This window comes from Streptomyces sp. NPDC048057, assembly GCF_040653095.1.
GTDB lineage: Bacteria > Actinomycetota > Actinomycetes > Streptomycetales > Streptomycetaceae > Streptomyces.
This window is the reverse complement of record NZ_JBEZNF010000002.1, coordinates 311,497-327,315: the sequence shown is the minus strand read 5'-3', so window position 1 is coordinate 327,315 and position 15,819 is coordinate 311,497. Positions and strand designations below refer to the sequence as shown.

General features: G+C 73.4%; 12 protein-coding genes. 4 read left to right on the top strand and 8 right to left on the bottom strand.

What is annotated here, in order from left to right; all coding sequences use genetic code 11:
* Positions 1-117 precede the first annotated feature (117 nt).
* The gene (locus AB0E05_RS03550) at positions 118-753 is read right to left on the bottom strand and encodes a DUF308 domain-containing protein (protein ID WP_361958067.1); all 636 of its coding nucleotides are present in this window, start codon (positions 751-753) and stop codon (positions 118-120) included.
* A gap of 63 nt (positions 754-816) precedes the next feature.
* On the opposite strand from AB0E05_RS03550, the gene AB0E05_RS03545 reads away from it, so the two are divergent.
* Entirely contained in the window at positions 817-1,593 is a 777-nt protein-coding gene (locus tag AB0E05_RS03545; RefSeq protein WP_361958064.1) for an enoyl-CoA hydratase/isomerase family protein, read from the top strand.
* A gap of 7 nt (positions 1,594-1,600) precedes the next feature.
* Here AB0E05_RS03545 and AB0E05_RS03540 read toward each other — a convergent pair whose 3' ends face one another.
* The 3 genes from AB0E05_RS03540 to AB0E05_RS03530 all read right to left on the bottom strand — a co-directional run bounded on the left by AB0E05_RS03540 (position 1,601) and on the right by AB0E05_RS03530 (position 4,761).
* Positions 1,601-2,236 (bottom strand): DJ-1/PfpI family protein, encoded by a 636-nt coding sequence (locus AB0E05_RS03540; protein ID WP_361958061.1) that lies wholly within the window; start codon positions 2,234-2,236, stop codon positions 1,601-1,603.
* Between the two features lie 32 nt (positions 2,237-2,268).
* On the bottom strand, positions 2,269-3,240 hold the full coding sequence (locus AB0E05_RS03535; RefSeq protein WP_361958058.1) for a GlxA family transcriptional regulator: 972 nt from the start codon (positions 3,238-3,240) through the stop codon (positions 2,269-2,271).
* 111 nt (positions 3,241-3,351) lie between these two features.
* Positions 3,352-4,761 (bottom strand): CoA transferase, encoded by a 1,410-nt coding sequence (locus AB0E05_RS03530; protein WP_361958055.1) that lies wholly within the window; start codon positions 4,759-4,761, stop codon positions 3,352-3,354.
* A gap of 132 nt (positions 4,762-4,893) precedes the next feature.
* Here AB0E05_RS03530 and AB0E05_RS03525 point away from each other — a divergent pair, with 132 nt between their 5' ends.
* Positions 4,894-7,308, top strand: coding sequence for a Tex family protein (locus AB0E05_RS03525; protein WP_361958052.1), 2,415 nt, complete (start codon positions 4,894-4,896; stop codon positions 7,306-7,308).
* Between the two features lie 66 nt (positions 7,309-7,374).
* On the opposite strand, the gene AB0E05_RS03520 is transcribed toward AB0E05_RS03525, so the two are convergent.
* The 4 genes from AB0E05_RS03520 to AB0E05_RS03505 form a co-directional block, all read right to left on the bottom strand.
* Complete coding sequence (locus AB0E05_RS03520; RefSeq protein WP_361958173.1) at positions 7,375-9,081, bottom strand: BCCT family transporter; 1,707 nt, start codon at positions 9,079-9,081, stop codon at positions 7,375-7,377.
* 133 nt (positions 9,082-9,214) lie between these two features.
* Complete coding sequence (locus tag AB0E05_RS03515; protein ID WP_361958049.1) at positions 9,215-10,501, bottom strand: M14 family metallocarboxypeptidase; 1,287 nt, start codon at positions 10,499-10,501, stop codon at positions 9,215-9,217.
* Complete coding sequence (locus AB0E05_RS03510; protein WP_361958046.1) at positions 10,501-12,477, bottom strand: Xaa-Pro dipeptidyl-peptidase; 1,977 nt, start codon at positions 12,475-12,477, stop codon at positions 10,501-10,503. The genes AB0E05_RS03515 and AB0E05_RS03510 overlap by 1 nt, the downstream gene beginning before the upstream one ends.
* Positions 12,478-12,728: 251 nt before the next feature.
* Positions 12,729-13,220, bottom strand: a complete 492-nt coding sequence (locus AB0E05_RS03505) for a hypothetical protein (protein WP_361958043.1) — start codon at positions 13,218-13,220, stop codon at positions 12,729-12,731.
* Between the two features lie 249 nt (positions 13,221-13,469).
* On the opposite strand from AB0E05_RS03505, the gene sph reads away from it, so the two are divergent.
* Together sph and AB0E05_RS03495 are read left to right on the top strand one after the other, a co-directional pair.
* Complete coding sequence (gene sph, locus AB0E05_RS03500; RefSeq protein WP_361958170.1) at positions 13,470-14,393, top strand: sphingomyelin phosphodiesterase; 924 nt, start codon at positions 13,470-13,472, stop codon at positions 14,391-14,393.
* Between the two features lie 284 nt (positions 14,394-14,677).
* Positions 14,678-15,766, top strand: a complete 1,089-nt coding sequence (locus tag AB0E05_RS03495) for a S1 family peptidase (RefSeq protein ID WP_361958040.1) — start codon at positions 14,678-14,680, stop codon at positions 15,764-15,766.
* The last annotated feature ends 53 nt before the right edge of the window (positions 15,767-15,819 follow it).

Below are 15,819 nucleotides of genomic sequence, written 5' to 3'. Positions count from 1 at the left end.
ACTGGCACTGCCACTGACCCTCGGGTAAAGAGTGTTGGCGGCGCGCCGGTGAGGACCGCGGACCGGACCGGAAAACAACGCCAATCGATGGTTTTTGACCGCGTGCGCGCGGTGCGATCAGAGCGGTGAACGCCCCTGACCGTTCCCCGGTCGATCGGTCGGCGATGCCGACACGTCGGGCTCGGTGACCAGGGTGACGATCCGGCGCCCGCCGACGCCGATGGCGAGCAGCCCGAGGCCGTCGAAGAGCAGCGCCAGCGAGAAGAACAGGCCCAGCACGTAACGGCTGCTCTCCGGCCAGTTGCCCAGCACCAGAATGCCGAGGACCAGCCCCACGGCGCCCTGGAAGACGGTCCAGCCGAACTGCGGTCCGCGCACCACCAGGCTGCCGACCAGCCGGAACAGCCCGCCGGTGAGGAAGAGCAGCGCGGCGAAGAGCGTCAGCGCCTCCGCCGAGCCGTACGGGTGGCGGATGACGACGATCCCGGCGGCGATGTTCAGCGCGGCGACCACCACGGCCAGCCAGAAGTAGTCGCTGCCCCGGGACTGGACCGCGTGCACCAGCCCGACGATGCCGCCGATCAGCAGCAGCCAGCCGAACAGCAGCATCGAGGTGAGCGTCGCGACCCCGGTGTAGATCAGGCCCACCACACCGGCGATGACCAGGATGGTGCCGAGCACGGCCAACAGGCTGAAGCTGCGCTTGAGCTTCCCGGGCTCCTCCGGTCCGGGAGAGCGGGTGGTACCGGCCATGTCCTTCTGCCTCCTCACCCCTCCTTGATCGTAGGCCGCACCGCTGCGGATAGCATCCGGCGCATGGAGGCAGCCCGCTCCGGCCCGGGGCCCAAGGTCTCGCACGCCGTCGCCGACGGCGTCGCGACGGTCGTCATCGGCCACACCGCCAAGCGCAACGCCCTCACCCCGGCGATGTGGCGCGCGCTGCCGCCGCTGTTCGACCGGCTCGCCGGGGATCCGGAGGTCCGCGTCCTGGTGCTCAGGGGCGAGGGGGCCACTTTCAGCGCCGGGGCGGACGTGTCCGCCCTGCGGGAGCCCGACCAGTCGCTCCCGGCGCTCGCCGTGCAGGCGGAGGAGGCGCTGGCCGCCTTCCCCAAGCCGACGCTCGCCGTCGTCCGCGGGCACTGTGTCGGCGGCGGCTGTCAGCTCGCGGTCGCCTGCGACCTGCGGTTCGCCGAGGAGGGCGCGCGGTTCGGCGTCACCCCGGCGAACCTCGGCGTGGTGTACCTGTCCGCTCCGACCCGTCGGCTGGCCGCGTTGGTGGGGCCGTCGACGGCGAAGTACCTGCTGTTCTCGGGCGAGTTGATCGACGCGGCGCGGGCGCTGCGGACCGGGCTGGTCGACGAGGTGCTGCCGAGCGGCGAACTGGACGCGCGGGTCGCCGACTTCACCCGTACCCTCGCCACCCGCTCCCAGCTCACCCAGGTCGCGGCGAAGGAGTTCGTCGCCGGGCGCAGGGACCGGGACGCGTACTGGGAGCAGCGGGCGGCCGAGCAGGCGGGGTCGGGCGGTGACACCGCGGAGGGCGTCGCCGCGTTCCTGGGACGGCGGGCCCCCCGCTTCACCTGGACCGTCTAGAGCGGCGTCACTGCATGATCTCGGCGGCGCCGGCGCGCCACTGGGCGACGAGGTGCGCCGGCGCCTTGTCCGGCGAGCCCGCGTCGTACGGCGGCTGCGGGTCGTACTCGGTCAGCAGCTGGACGCTCTGGGCGACCTCGTCGCCGGCGATCCTGCCGAGCAGGTGCAGCGCCATGTCGATGCCGGAGGAGACTCCGGCCGCGGTCACGTACTTGCCGTCGAAGACCACGCGCTCCTTGGACGGCCGGGCGCCCAGGCTCTCCAGCTCCTCCAGGGCGAGCCAGTGGCTGGTGGCACGTCGGCCGGACAGCAGCCCGGCGCCGCCGAGCAGCAGGGAGCCGGTGCACACGGACGTGGTCCAGGTCGTGGCGGCGTCGACGGTGCGCAGCCACTCGGTGATCTCGGCGTCGGCCCGTGCCGCCTCGTCGCCGGGTCCGCCGGGCACGAGCAGGATGTCCGGGGCGGTCACCTCGGCCAGGGTGCGGTCGGCGACGAGGGCGAGGGTGCCCTGGTCGCCGCGGACGGGCCCCGTCTCCTTGCCGACGAAGACCACCTCGGAGCCGGGCAGCCGCCCGAGGAGTTCGTAGGGGCCGACGGCGTCGAGGGTGGTGAAGCGGTCGTAGAGCAGGACGGCGATCTGCATGGGGTTCCTTGCGTCGTGGGCGGGTGATCGGGTCAGGAGGTCCCCGCCGCGGCGGGGACGTGGAAGCGGCGGCGGTAGTCGGCGGGCGCGGTGCCGAGGGCGCGCACGAACGCCCGGCGCATCGCCTCCGGGGTGCCGTAGCCACTGGCCCGGGAGACCTCTTCGACGCCGTGGCAGGTCTCCTCCAGGAGCCGGCGGGCGTGTTCGAGGCGTACGCGGTCCACGTACCGGCCCGGGGTGACCCCGGTCTCGGCGCGGAAGGCGCGGGCGAAGTGGCGCGGGGACAGCCGAGCACGGGCGGCCAGCGCGTCGACGGACAGATCGTCGGCGGGGTGCTCGCTGATCCAGCTCTGCACGTCCCGCAGCGGTTCGCGCTGCGCGGTCTGGGCCGCGAGCTGGGCGCTGAACTGGGCCTGGTTCCCGGGTCTGCGCAGAAAGACCACCAGGTGGCGGGCGATGCTGAGGGCGACGTCGCGCCCCAGGTCCTCCTCGACGAGCGCGAGCGCGAGGTCGATGCCGGAGGTCACGCCCGCGGAGGTGGCGACCTTGCCGTCCCGGACGAAGATGGGCTCGGGGTCGAACTGCACCGCCGGGTACGCGCGGGCGAGGTCGGCGCAGTGCGCCCAGTGGCTGGTGGCGCGGTGGCCGTCCAGCAGCCCGGCGTGGGCGAGCAGTTCGGCGCCGGTGCAGATCGAGACGAGCCGCTCGGCGCGCGGCCCGTGCTCGCGGAGCCAGTCCACGAGCGCGGGCGCGGGCCCGTGGGTCCCCGGGCCGCCCGGCACCAGCAGGGTGTGCGGCTGCGGGGCGGACGCGAGGTCCGTGTCGGGCAGCAGGGTCAGCCCGCTGGAGGTCCGTACGGGCTTCCCGTCCAGCGACGCGGTGCACAGGGGGTACGCGGTGCGCCCCGTGATCGCGTCCGCTCCGCTGAAGACCTCGACGGGTCCGGTCATGTCCAGGCTCTGGACCCCGTCGAAGAGGACCACGAGGACGGCTCGTTCGGTCATGGGCCCATCCTCCGTACGGCCGGGTCACGGCCGCAATGACGAGCACCCCACCTTTCCTGCCATCGGGCGCGGGCGGCTGCCTTGGGCGTGGCCGGACTGTGTGGACGCGCCCTACGCCCAGACGGGGCGGTCGGTGCCCCACCGGGTGGGCGGGCGGCGCCAGGTGCGGGGCGCGCCGTCGTAGTGCACGGGTGTCACGGCGTGGCGGAGGGTGCCGTACGGCGAGACGGTCTCGGTCAGCCAGGGCCCCGGGTCGGGCGCCGTCGTCGACGGTACGTCGGGCTGCGCGGCGTCCAGACCGCTCAGCAGCCAGGACGCGGTGCCCGCGAGGGAGAGCCGGACGAGCCGTCCGCCGCCGTTGGCGTGGCGCTCCGTCAGCGCCCGCAGCACGGCCGCCGCGAGCAGATAGCCGGTGCCGTGGTCCAGGGCCTGCGCGGGCAGCACGCCGGGGTGACCGTCGGCGTCCGCCTCGACGGCGGCGATCCCGCTGGCGGCCTGGACGAGGCTGTCGAAGCCGCGTCGGCCGGCCCACGGCCCCCGGTGGCCCCAGGCACACAGCTCGGCGACGATCAGCCCGGGGCGCCGGGCCGCGAGCACGTCAGGGGTCAGTCCGTACGCGTCGAGTGCGCCGGGGCGGTACCCGTGCACGACCACGTCGGCGCCGTCGAGGAGGGTGTCGAAGGCGCGCCGGTCCTCGGGGTTCGCGAGGTCGAGCAGGGTGGAGCGCTTGCCGATGCCGGTGTCCGCGTGGGCATCGGGGTCCTCGCGGAGGGCGGGCGGATCGACGCGCAGCACGTCGGCGCCGAGCAGGGCGAGGGTGCGGGTGGCCACCGGCCCGGCGATGACCCGCGTCAGATCGAGGACCCGTACGCCCCCGGCGGGCAGGGCCGCGGGCGGCAGCTCCCGTGCCGGTCCCTCCCGAGGCCCGCGGGCCTCGACGAGGGGGAGCCCGGCCGCAAGGACGCCAGGTGGCGCGGGTGCCACGGCGACCGCGAGGCCGCCGGCCGAGTACACCGCCTCCTGCACCGAAGTGGCCGAGCGCCCGGCCAGTTCGGCGGCGAGCGCGGCGCGGGCCCGTGCCGGGTCGCTTCCGGGGTCGTCCATGCCGAGGGCGTCGAGCAGCCGAAGGCGGTGGTGCGGATAGTTCGCGTGGGTGCGCACCCAGCCGTCGGCGGCGCGCCAGAAGCCGGACAGCGGTGCGAAGGAGGTGGGGACGCGGCCGTCGATCCGCAGGTGCCGCTCGCTGACGAAGGCGGTGGCCACCGCCGCCTCGTCCACCTGCACGGCGGGCACCGGCGTCCCGCGGCGGCGGGCGAGGAGTTCGGCGGCGGCGAGGGAGCAGACGCCGACGGTGGCGCGCGCCAACTCCCGCACGGGCAGGTGCGCCTGGAGTGCGCCGGGCGCCGGCCGGTAGGTCACGGGGGACGCTGCTTCGGGTGCGCCGCCCAAGGCGGCCCAGGCGTGTGCGGTGGCCGCGTCGGGGCGATCGGTCGGTCCGGTGGGCTCGGCGGTGTCGATCACCGAACCAGTCTGCCCGACGCCTCGGCGCCGGTCGGTTCCGGCCGCGGGCCGCGTGGTCGAGCCCGGCCCGGGGAGCGGTTTGGCAGAATGCAGGGGCAAGCACAGCCAGCATGGAAGGCGAGTCGGGGAACCGTGACGATGTCGATCGAAGGCAGGATCGCCGAGGAGCTCGGCGTACGGGAGCGGCAGGTCAGGGCCGCCGTGGAACTGCTGGACGGCGGGTCGACCGTGCCTTTCATCGCGCGGTACCGCAAAGAGGCCACCGAGATGCTCGACGACACCCAGCTGCGCACCCTGGAGGAGCGGCTGAGGTATCTGCGCGAGCTGGAGGACCGTCGTACGGCGATCCTGGAGTCGGTGCGTGAGCAGGGCAAGCTGGACGACGCGCTGGAGGCGCAGATCCGGGCCGCGGACACCAAGGCGCGGCTGGAGGACATCTATCTGCCGTTCAAGCCGAAGCGGCGGACGAAGGCGCAGATCGCCCGGGAGGCGGGGCTCGAACCGCTGGCCGACGGCCTGTTGACCGACCCGTCGGTGGAGCCGGCCGCCGCGGCTGCCGCGTTCGTCGACGCGGACAAGGGCGTCGCCGACCCGGCCGCCGCGCTGGAGGGCGCCCGGGCGATCCTCACCGAACGGTTCTCCGAGGACGCCGACCTCATCGGCGACCTGCGCGAGACGATGTGGACCCGGGGGCGGCTGGTCTCCAAGGTCCGCGACGGCAAGGGCGACGCCGAGCAGGGCCCGGGCGCGAAGTTCGCGGACTACTTCGACTTCGCCGAGCCCTTCGGGCAGTTGCCGTCGCACCGCGTGCTCGCGATGCTGCGGGGCGAGAAGGAGGACGTCCTCGACCTGGTCCTGGAGCCGGAGGAGCCTTCGGACGCGCCCGGCCCCTCCCCGTACGAGAACCGCGTCGCGCGGCGCTTCGGGATCGCCGACCGGGGCCGGCCGGGCGACAAGTGGCTGGCCGACACGGTCCGCTGGGCGTGGCGCACCCGCATCCTGGTGCACCTCGGGATCGACCTGCGGCTGCGGCTGCGCACGGCGGCGGAGGACGAGGCGGTGCGCGTCTTCGCGGCGAACCTGCGCGATCTGCTGCTGGCGGCGCCGGCGGGGACGCGGGCCACGCTGGGCCTCGACCCCGGGTTCCGCACCGGCGTGAAGGTGGCCGTCGTCGACGCGACCGGCAAGGTGGTCGCCACCGACACGATCTATCCGCACGTGCCGGCGAACAAGTGGGACGAGGCGCTGGCGAAGCTGGCGCGGCTCGCCAAGGAGCACTCGGTCGACCTGGTGGCCGTCGGCAACGGCACCGCGTCGCGGGAGACCGACAAGCTGGCGGGCGAACTGATCGGCAAGCACCCCGAGTTGAAGCTCACCAAGGTGATGGTCTCGGAGGCGGGCGCTTCGGTGTACTCCGCGTCCGCGTTCGCCTCGCAGGAGCTGCCCGAGCTGGACGTCTCGCTGCGCGGGGCGGTGTCCATCGCGCGCCGCCTCCAGGACCCGCTGGCGGAGCTGGTGAAGATCGACCCCAAGTCGATCGGTGTCGGCCAGTACCAGCACGACCTGTCCGAGGTGAAGCTCTCCCGTTCGCTGGACGCGGTCGTCGAGGACTGTGTGAACGGCGTCGGGGTGGACGTGAACACCGCGTCCGCGCCGCTGCTGTCGCGGGTGTCGGGCATCGGCGCGGGGCTCGCGGAGAACATCGTCGCCCACCGCGACGCCAACGGCCCCTTCCGGTCCCGGCGGGCGCTGAAGGACGTGGCGCGGCTCGGCCCGAAGGCGTACGAGCAGTGCGCGGGCTTCCTGCGGATCCGCGGCGGCGACGACCCGCTGGACGCCTCCAGCGTGCACCCGGAGGCGTATCCGGTGGTCCGCCGCATGGTGAAGACGACCGGCGGGGACGTGGCGGCCCTGGTCGGGAACACGGCCGTGCTGCGGTCGCTGCGGCCCGGCGAGTACGTGGACGAGACCTTCGGCCTGCCGACGGTCACCGACATCCTGCGCGAGTTGGAGAAGCCGGGCCGGGACCCGCGGCCGGCGTTCAAGACGGCCGCGTTCAAGGACGGCGTCGAGAAGATCGGCGACCTGGTGGCCGGGATGGTGCTGGAGGGCGTCGTGACGAACGTGGCCGCCTTCGGCGCGTTCGTGGACGTCGGCGTCCACCAGGACGGTCTGGTGCACGTGTCCGCGATGTCGCGGACCTTCGTCAAGGACCCGCGGGACGTGGTGAAGCCGGGTGACGTGGTGAAGGTGAAGGTGCTGGACGTCGACATCCCGCGCAAGCGGATCTCGTTGACGCTGCGCCTGGACGACGAGGCGCAGCAGGCGGTGGGCGCGCCCCGGCAGGGCGGCCGTGAGCGCGGCGGCGAGCGGGGTGGCGAGCGCGGCGGGCGTCCGCAGCAGCAGCGCCGGGGCGGCCAGGGTTCGGGCGGCGGCGGCGCCCGGGGCCGCGGCGGCGACCGCCAGGCCCCCGCACCGGTGAACAGCGCAATGGCGGACGCCCTGCGCCGCGCGGGGCTGACGGGCAAGGACCGCGGTCGCACCTGATCCGACCGCTGGAGGAGTCCGGAACGGGCCTGGGGGCCGACCTGGTGGTCGGCCCCCAGGCCCGTCTCACGTGGACCGGCCGGTGGCGTCCGTGCCGTTGCCGTCGGTCCCGTTCTCGTCCGGCGGGGGTGCGGTGCCGGGGCCGATGCGGATTTCGAAGACGCCGTCGTACTTCTCGTGGCCGGCGATGACGGCCGACTCCACCGCTTCCGTGCCGACTTCGCCGCGGACGATCAGGGGGTCGTGCCGCAGGTCGCGCATGAGGGCCACGCACATGCCGATCATGACGACGACGAAGGGCGCGGCGACCAGGATCGTCAGGTTCTGGAGGCCGGCGAGGGCGTCCCCCTCGCCGCTGCCCACCAGGAGCATGATCGCGGCGACGGCGCCGGTCACGATGCCCCAGAACACCACCACGAGACGGGTCGGTTCGAAGGTGCCGTGCTGGGAGAGGGTGCCCATCACGACGGACGCCGCGTCGGCGCCGGAGACGAAGAAGATGCCGACGAGGACCATCACCAGGATGCTGGTCGCCGTGGGGATGGGGTACTGCTGGAGCAGGGCGAAGAGCTGTCCCTCGGGGGTGGCCTCGTCGCCGAGTTGCGCCCGCTCCTGGAGCTTCATCGCGGTGCCGCCGAAGACCGCGAACCAGACGAGGCTGACGGTGCTGGGCACCAGGATCACCCCGCCGACGAACTGGCGGATGGTGCGCCCGCGGCTGATGCGGGCGATGAACATGCCCACGAAGGGCGTCCAGGAGATCCACCAGGCCCAGTAGAAGACGGTCCAGTTGCTGAGCCAGTCGGCGACGGCCTTGCCGCCGGTGGCCTCGGTGCGGCCGGCGAGTTGGGGCAGTTCGCCGAAGTACGCGGCGATGGAGGTGGGCAGCAGGTCGAGCACGATGATCGTGGGACCCACCACGAAGACGAACAGGACCAGGACGAGCGCCAGCACCATGTTCGTGTTGGACAGCCACTGGATGCCGCGCTCGACGCCGGAGACCGCGGAGAGCACGAAGGCCGCGGTGAGCACGGCGATCACGGAGACGAGCAGCCCGGTGCCGACCGTGCTGAGCCAGCCGAGTTCGGTGAGCCCGCTGCCGATCTGGAGGGCGCCGAGGCCGAGCGAGGCGGCGGAGCCGAAGAGGGTGGCGAAGATGGCGAGGATGTCGATGAAGCGACCGATGCCGCCGCGGCAGCGCTTCCTGCCGATGAGCGGTTCGAAGACGGCGCTGATGGTCTGGCGGCGGTGGCGGCGGAAGGTGCTGTACGCGATGGCCAGTCCCACGACCGCGTAGATCGCCCAGGGGTGCAGCGTCCAGTGGAAGAGGGTGGTCGCCATGGCGATCTGCATGGCCTCGCCGGTGCTGCCGGGCGTGGTGCCGGGCGGCGGCGAGATGAAGTGGGCGAGCGGTTCGCTCACTCCGTAGAACATCAGGCCGATGCCCATGCCGGCGCTGAACATCATGGCGACCCAGGACACGGTGCGGAACTCCGGGGTGGCGCCCTCCTGGCCGAGCGGGATCCGGCCGTACCGGCTGATGGCGAGCCAGAGCGCGAAGACCACGAAGCCGGAGGCCGCCAGCACGAAGGCCCAGCCGCCGTTCTTGATGAGCCCTTCGAGGAGGGTGGAGGAGACCGTCTTGAGCGATTCGGTGGCGGTGGCACCCCAGACGACGAACGCGAGCGTGAGGACGGCGGCGATCCCGAAGACCACGCGGTCCGTGGTGGGGTGCCCGGGTTGCTGGGGCAGACCGGAGGGCTCGGCCGTCACGGGCCGGGCCCCCCGGTCGTCGGGCGTCTGTCCGAGCGACACAAGTGCACCTTTCAGGAGACAAGTGAGGTTCAGCACCTATGCGCTGTTTGCCTCAGGTATCCCCTACCACAGGTGACGTGTGCCGCCCCGTTCAACAGGCGGTGACGGGCTGCCCCTTTGTCAGGTGATACGTCGCACGCGCGTCCAGCAGCAGCGGGACGAGCTGGCGCTGCGACTGCCGCAACGGCACCCAGGCGCCGTCTCCGCTCGGGCGCGACACCACGCCGTGCAGGGCGAGTTCGTCCCGTACGTCCGCGTACTGGGCGGCGTCCAGCCGGTAGCCGCAGGGCGGGTCGGCCAGGGTCTCCTCCTCGCTGGCGGGGTCGTTGTCGGCGCCGCCGAGGTACACCGGGCCCCGGTCCCGGAAGCCGGCGAGGCGCGCGGCGTTCGTCGCCGCGTCGATCCGGCCGCGCCGCTCGTCGGCGAAGGCGAACAGTCCGTCGAGCGCGGCGAGCTGGCTGCCCACCCGGCGCCGGTTGTTCACGGACGTGTCGGCCTGCTCCTCCGCGGTCTGCGCGTCCACCCGGCTCTCGATCAGCAGGCCGACGGCGTTCTTGACGCCGGAGGCGTTGCGCAGGATGCGCTCCTGGCCGTCGCCGGCGACCTGGCGGATCGGTTCACCGGTCACCGGGTCGGTCCAGATGCCGTACGTGCCGGTGCCGTACCCCTCCTCGTGCGCGGCGGGGCGGACGTACTGCTGCGACAGCGCGTTCGACTCCCGGTGAACGTCCGCGTGGGTGTTGAGGTTGCGCGGCCAGAGGTCGGTCAGCTCCTTGTCGTAGTAGCGGGGCGTGGCGCTGTACTCGTGCAGGTCGTAGATGACGTCCGGGCGGTGGTCGCGCTGCACGGCGGCGATCGCCCGGCCCTCGGCGGTCTTCAGGGCGAGGTGGTCGCGGTTGACGTCCACGCCGTCGGAGTTGCCCCGGGTGTCGGCGGCGCGGCCGTCGGGGTTGGCGGTGGGCACGACGAGGACCCGGGTGCGCTCCAGGAAGCGGCGGGTCTCGCGGTCCCGGGCCTGGCCGAGGTCGCGGACGGTCGACAGGCACGCCTCCCGGCCGGCGGGCTCGTCGCCGTGCTGGGAGCAGATCAGGAGCACAGTGCTGTCGGCGCGCCGGTTGCCGATGTGGACCAGTTGCAGCGGGCGGTCCTGCCGGGTGGTGCCGATCCGGCTGAGCGAGACCCGGTCGCTGCCCCGGTCGACGGCGGCGAGGAACTGCTGCTCCTCCGCCAGGCTGGTCCAGCGGGTGCCGTCGCTGGTCTCGAAGCCGGTGCGCGGCGGTGTGCCGTCGTGGGCCGCCTGGGCGGGTGCGGTGAGCAGGGTCGCGCCGAGCGCGGCTGCCGCAGCGCTCACCGCGAGGGCGCGGATGCGGGGGTTCATCAGGGGGTGCCTCCGGGGATCGGGCGGATCGGGCGCGGCTCGGCGACCCCGTCGAGCAGACCGCTCTCGCGCGGCGCGAGCTGCGCCGGTGCGCCCTTCGTCGCCTGCTGGAACGCGCGGACGCCGCCGACGACCGGCAGGTCGGCCGCGCTCTTGGCCAGGTCGACGGTGAGGGTGGGGGTGCTGGCGGGCGGGTCGATCAGGTCCCGGTCGGTGCCGGCGACGATCAGGGCGAGTCGGTGGCCTGCGGGCACCACGTGGTCGCTGGCGTGCAGGTCGAGCGTGATGGTGACCGGCTTGCCGGGGGTCAGCGGGCGGCCCGTGGCGTCGGAGGCGTGGTTGCCGAGGTCGGCCCAGCCGCGGCTGAAGATGGTGTAGTCGACGGCCTTGGTGTGCGCCGCGGTCTCCTTGTAGCAGGCGCTGTCGCCGCTGGTGCTGGCGCCCCAGCAGGTGCGTTCGGGCAGGGTCGTGATGCCCTCGCCGGAGGACGCGTAGTCGCGGATGGTGTCCGGCCCGAGGTCCACGAGGACGGCGGACAGGTGCGCCGTGCTGGTGGTCGGGGTGACGGTCACCTTCACCCGGGAGGAGCCGGACAGCCTCAGGTCGCGGCTGAGGGGGCGGGTGGTGAAGCCGGCCTTGGCGGGGGTGGAGCGGTCGACGGCGGCGGCCCAGTCGGTCTCGTCGAGGGTGCGGTCGTCGGTGAAGGTCTCGCTGGCGCCGGGGCGGGCCGGCTTCAGGGCGAGGGTGCCGACGCCGGGGGCCTCGCCGCGGTCGGGGCGCACGGTCGCGGTCCGGGTCTCGCGCGGCGGCCAGACGCGGTCGGTGGACCACTGGTCGGGGGCGCGCTCGACGTCCGCCATGGGCTCGTCGTCGATGCCGTTGTCGTAGCCGAGGAGATAGTGGTCGAACCAGCGGTGCAGGGTGGTGACCCACTCGGCCCGGCGGAAGTCGAACGGGTCGACGTGGCCGACCTGCGACAGCCACACCTTGCGCTCGACCCCGGCGTCCGCGAGGGCCTCCCACCACTGGCCGAAGTGGTTCATGCGGACGTTCAGGTCCTGCATGCCGTGCACGGCGAAGACGCTGGCCTTCACCTTGTCGACGTCGGGCACGTAGTCGCGCTCGGCCCACAGCGGGGTGCGGTCGCCGGTGCGCGGGGCGCCGTCGACCAGGCGCTGCTGGACGGCGCCACAGCGCTGGCGGGCCGCGGGGCTCTCCACGTAGTTCGAGAGCCAGTCGGGCCCGGAGTTGTACAGCGGGGCGCCCTTGGCGAAGTAGTAGTCGTACCAGGAGGAGATCGCGCCGATGGGGACGATGGTCTCCAGGCCCTCGACGCCGGTGGCGGCCACGCCGTTGGCGATCGTGCCGTCGTAGCTCTTGCCGATCATGCCGGTGCGGCCGGTGGACCAGTCGGCGCGGACTCGTTCGCCGCCGGTGCGGCTGCTGTAGCCGCGGGCGCGGCCGTTCAGCCAGTCGACGACGGCCTTCGCGGAGAGCACGTCGGACCGGCCGCCGACGTCCACGCAGCCGTCGGAGCGGCTGGTGCCCGCGAGGTCGACGGCGACGAAGGCGTAACCGCGGGGGACGAAGTAGTTGTCGTAGTAGAGCGGGAACTGGACGGGGTTGCCCTGCGCGTCGTACGTCTTGCGCTGGCTCTCGTTGCCCCGCCCGCAACAGGCGTAATAGGGGCTGGCGTCCATGATCACGGGGATCCGGCGGCCCTGCCGGGCGGTCTCCCGGGGGCGGACGACGTCGACGGCGACCCGGTCGGTGCGGCCGTCGCCGTCGCCGTCGATCCGGGTGTCCACCCAGACGGACTCGCGGATCGCGTCGGGGTAGGAGTAGACGGGTCTGCTCTCGCGGGCGGGGGCGCTCTGGGCGTCCGTCGGGGAGAGCGTCATGGCCATCAGGGCGGCGAGCGCCGCCGCGGTGAGCGATCTGTACGTCATGCGGGTGCCCCGCGTGCGTATCGACATGGCCGGACCGTACTCCGGCGAACTACCCGGCAACAGGGGGCCATCGGGTGGTCCGTGCGACGGGTGGGACGCGCAGGGTGTCCATGCCGGAACGCGGGGCGGCACGGCGGCACCGGAGGCAGGGGCCGTCAACGACTGAGGCACGGCGGCACGGGAGGCAGGGGCCGTCAACGACTGAGGCGCCCCGGCCGTCAGGCTCGGGGCGCCTCAGGGGCTTCACTCACTCACCGCCCGGCGGCGAGTGACGCAGGTCACTCGGAGGCGCGACCCTTGGACGGGGCCGGCACGGGCTCGCCGACGATGCGCTCGGCCAGCGAGTGGCCCCACGCGTCCACGTCGGCGCGCAGCGCGGCCTCGGCGACGACGCGCTCGGCCTCGATGGCCGCGGCGCCCTCGGCGAGGATGCGCTCCTTCTCCTGCTGCGCCTCGGCGCGGGCGGCGGCGATCAGGGCGGTGCCCTCCTCGTGCGCCTGCTGCCGGGTGTGGGCGGCCTCGTGGCGCGCCTCGGCGAGGATGGCCTCACGCTGGGCGCGGACCTCTTCCGCCTCGGTGCGGACCTCGTCGGCAGCGTCCATCACGCCCTGAGTCTTGGCCTCGCGCTCGGCGATGATGGCCGCGGCGCGGGGCAGCAGCCGGCCGGCGAGCACCGCGTAGACGATGGCGAAGGCCACAAAACCCACGACGAGGCCCCACCCGGTGGGGTTGAGCGGACCGATGTCGAGGGGGAGCAGCTTGTCATTCAAGGTGTTCGTCCTGTCTTGTCCGGGTCTGGAGCGCGCTGCGGCGTCGGCGTGTCGTCACGATCGTACCGCTGCGGCAAGGAAGTGGGCACCTAGTCATTACCTGACGGTAACTACGGCTGCTTGGATGGTCGGCGTCCCCCCTGATCCCCACCTCTTCCAGGAGCCGTCGTGTCGCGCCGCCCTCGCATCCGCCGTACCGGCCTCGCCCTGCTCTCCCCCCTCCTCTCCCTCACCCTCGGAGCCGCCGCACTGGCCGGCGCCGCGTCGCCGGCGGCAGCCGCCGCCGCGCCGGCGACCCCGGAGCTGAAGGTGCTGACGTACAACGCGTTCCTGATGAGCCGCACCCTCTATCCGAACTGGGGACAGGAGCACCGGGCCGCGGCGATCCCCGCGGCGCCGTTCTTCCGCGGCAACGACGTCGTGGTGCTCCAGGAGGCGTTCGACAACGGGACGTCGGACCAGCTCCAGCGGAAGGCCGCCGCCGAGTACCCGCACCAGACGCCGGTGCTGGGCCGCAGCAAGAGCGGCTGGGACGCCACGGGCGGCTCGTACTCCGCCGCCACGCCCGAGGACGGCGGCGTCACGGTGCTCAGCAAGTGGCCCGTGGTCCGCAAGGAGCAGTACGTCTTCAAGGACGGGTGCGGCGCGGACTGGTGGTCGAACAAGGGGTTCGTGTACGCGGTGCTCCAGGTGAACGACGCCCGGGTGCACGTGGTGGGCACGCACGCCCAGTCCACCGACCCGGGGTGCGGGGCGGGCGAGGCGGCCGAGGTGCGCAGCCGGCAGTTCCGCGAGCTGGACGCCTTCCTGGACGCCAAGGACGTCCCCGCGTCCGAGCAGGTGCTGGTGGCCGGCGACCTGAACGTGGACACCAGGACGCCGGAGTTCGCCACGATGCTCGCGGACGCGGGGCTGGTCGCGCCCGAGGGCCGGACCGGCCACCCGTACTCCTTCGACACCGCCGCGAACTCGATCGCCGCGGACCGCTACCCCGGTACGCCGAGTGAGGACCTGGACCACGTGCTGCACCGGGCCGGGCACGTGCGGCCGGCCGGGTGGACCAATGACGTGGTGGCGGAGCGGACCGCGCCCTGGACGGTCTCCAGTTGGGGGCGGACGTACACGTACACGCATCTGTCGGACCACTACCCGGTGGTGGGCTCCGGACGGTAGGGCGGACACCGGCAGGCCGGCGCCGCGTTCACCTTCCTGGCCGTACGGGCGGGCGGGAGTGCACCGCACCCGGATGGCGGCGTCCGTCTGCGACCGTCCGGGGGAACCCTCCTGACGGGCCGTTACCACTGCCGGGGGGGCGCGCGGCGCACGGCGACGCGCCCTTGTCGGAGATGACAGGGGCATGCCACATTGATCGAGCGGGCCGCCCTCTTCCGGTTCGCACCGAACTTCGCGAACCCCCACAATCCACCCCACGGATATCTGCGAAGGAGAAGCCCCCCATGAGACGCACGCTCAGCGCGCGCATCGGCCTGTCCGTCCTCCTGACCCTGCCCCTCGCCGGACTCGGCACCACGGCCGCGTCCGCCGCACCGCCTCCGACGGCCGTCGCTCCCGCCCCGACCCCGGGGCCCGGAGTCACCGCGTCCGCCAGCCAGTACGCGCTCGACGCCCAGCTCGAACGCAGCCTCGGCGAGCGCTCCGCCGGCACCTATCTCGACGCCGAGACCGGTGAACTCGTCGTCGCCGTCACCGACTCGGCCGCCGCCTCCCAGGTGCGGGCGTCGGGCGCCCGCGCCGAGGTCGTGGCGCGCTCCACCGCGCAGTTGGAGGACGCGATGGGCGTCCTGGAGTCCCGGGCGAAGATCACCGGCACCTCCTGGGGCATCGACCCCGCCAGCAACCAGGTCGTCGTGGAGGCCGACCAGTCCCTCTCCGCCCGCTCCCTGACGAAGCTGCGGGCCGTCGCCGCCTCGCTCGGCGACGCGGTGCGCGTGGAACGCGTGCCCGGGGCCTTCACCAAGGAGGTCCAGGGCGGCGACGCCATCTACGGCGGCGGCTACCGCTGCTCCGCGGCGTTCAACGTGGTCAAGGACTCCGCCCGGTACTTCCTGACCGCAGGGCACTGCACCAACGTGGCCAGCAGTTGGTCCGCCACCTCGGGCGGACCGTCGATCGGCACCCGGGAGGGCACCAGCTTCCCCACGAACGACTACGGGCTGGTCCGCTACAGCGGCAGCGACGTGCCGCCGGGGACCGTGAACCTCTACAACGGCACCGCGCAGGACATCACGTCAGCCGCGGACGCGATCGTCGGCCAGTCGCTCCAGAAGAGCGGCTCGACGACCCGGGTGACCAGCGGTGTGGTCACCGCGGTGAACGTGACCGTGAACTACAGCGAGGGCCCGGTCTACAACATGGTCCGCACGACCGCCTGCTCCGCGGGCGGCGACAGCGGCGGCGCCCACTTCGCCGGCGGCACGGCGCTCGGCATCCACTCCGGCAGCTCCGGCTGCTCGGGCACCAACGGCTCGGCGATCCACCAGCCGGTGCGCGAGGCGCTGTCGGCGTACGGGGTGAGCGTGTACTGAGCCCGTGCTGATCGGGCACGGAGCGTACGAGCGTCGGCGGTGCCTGCCGGCAC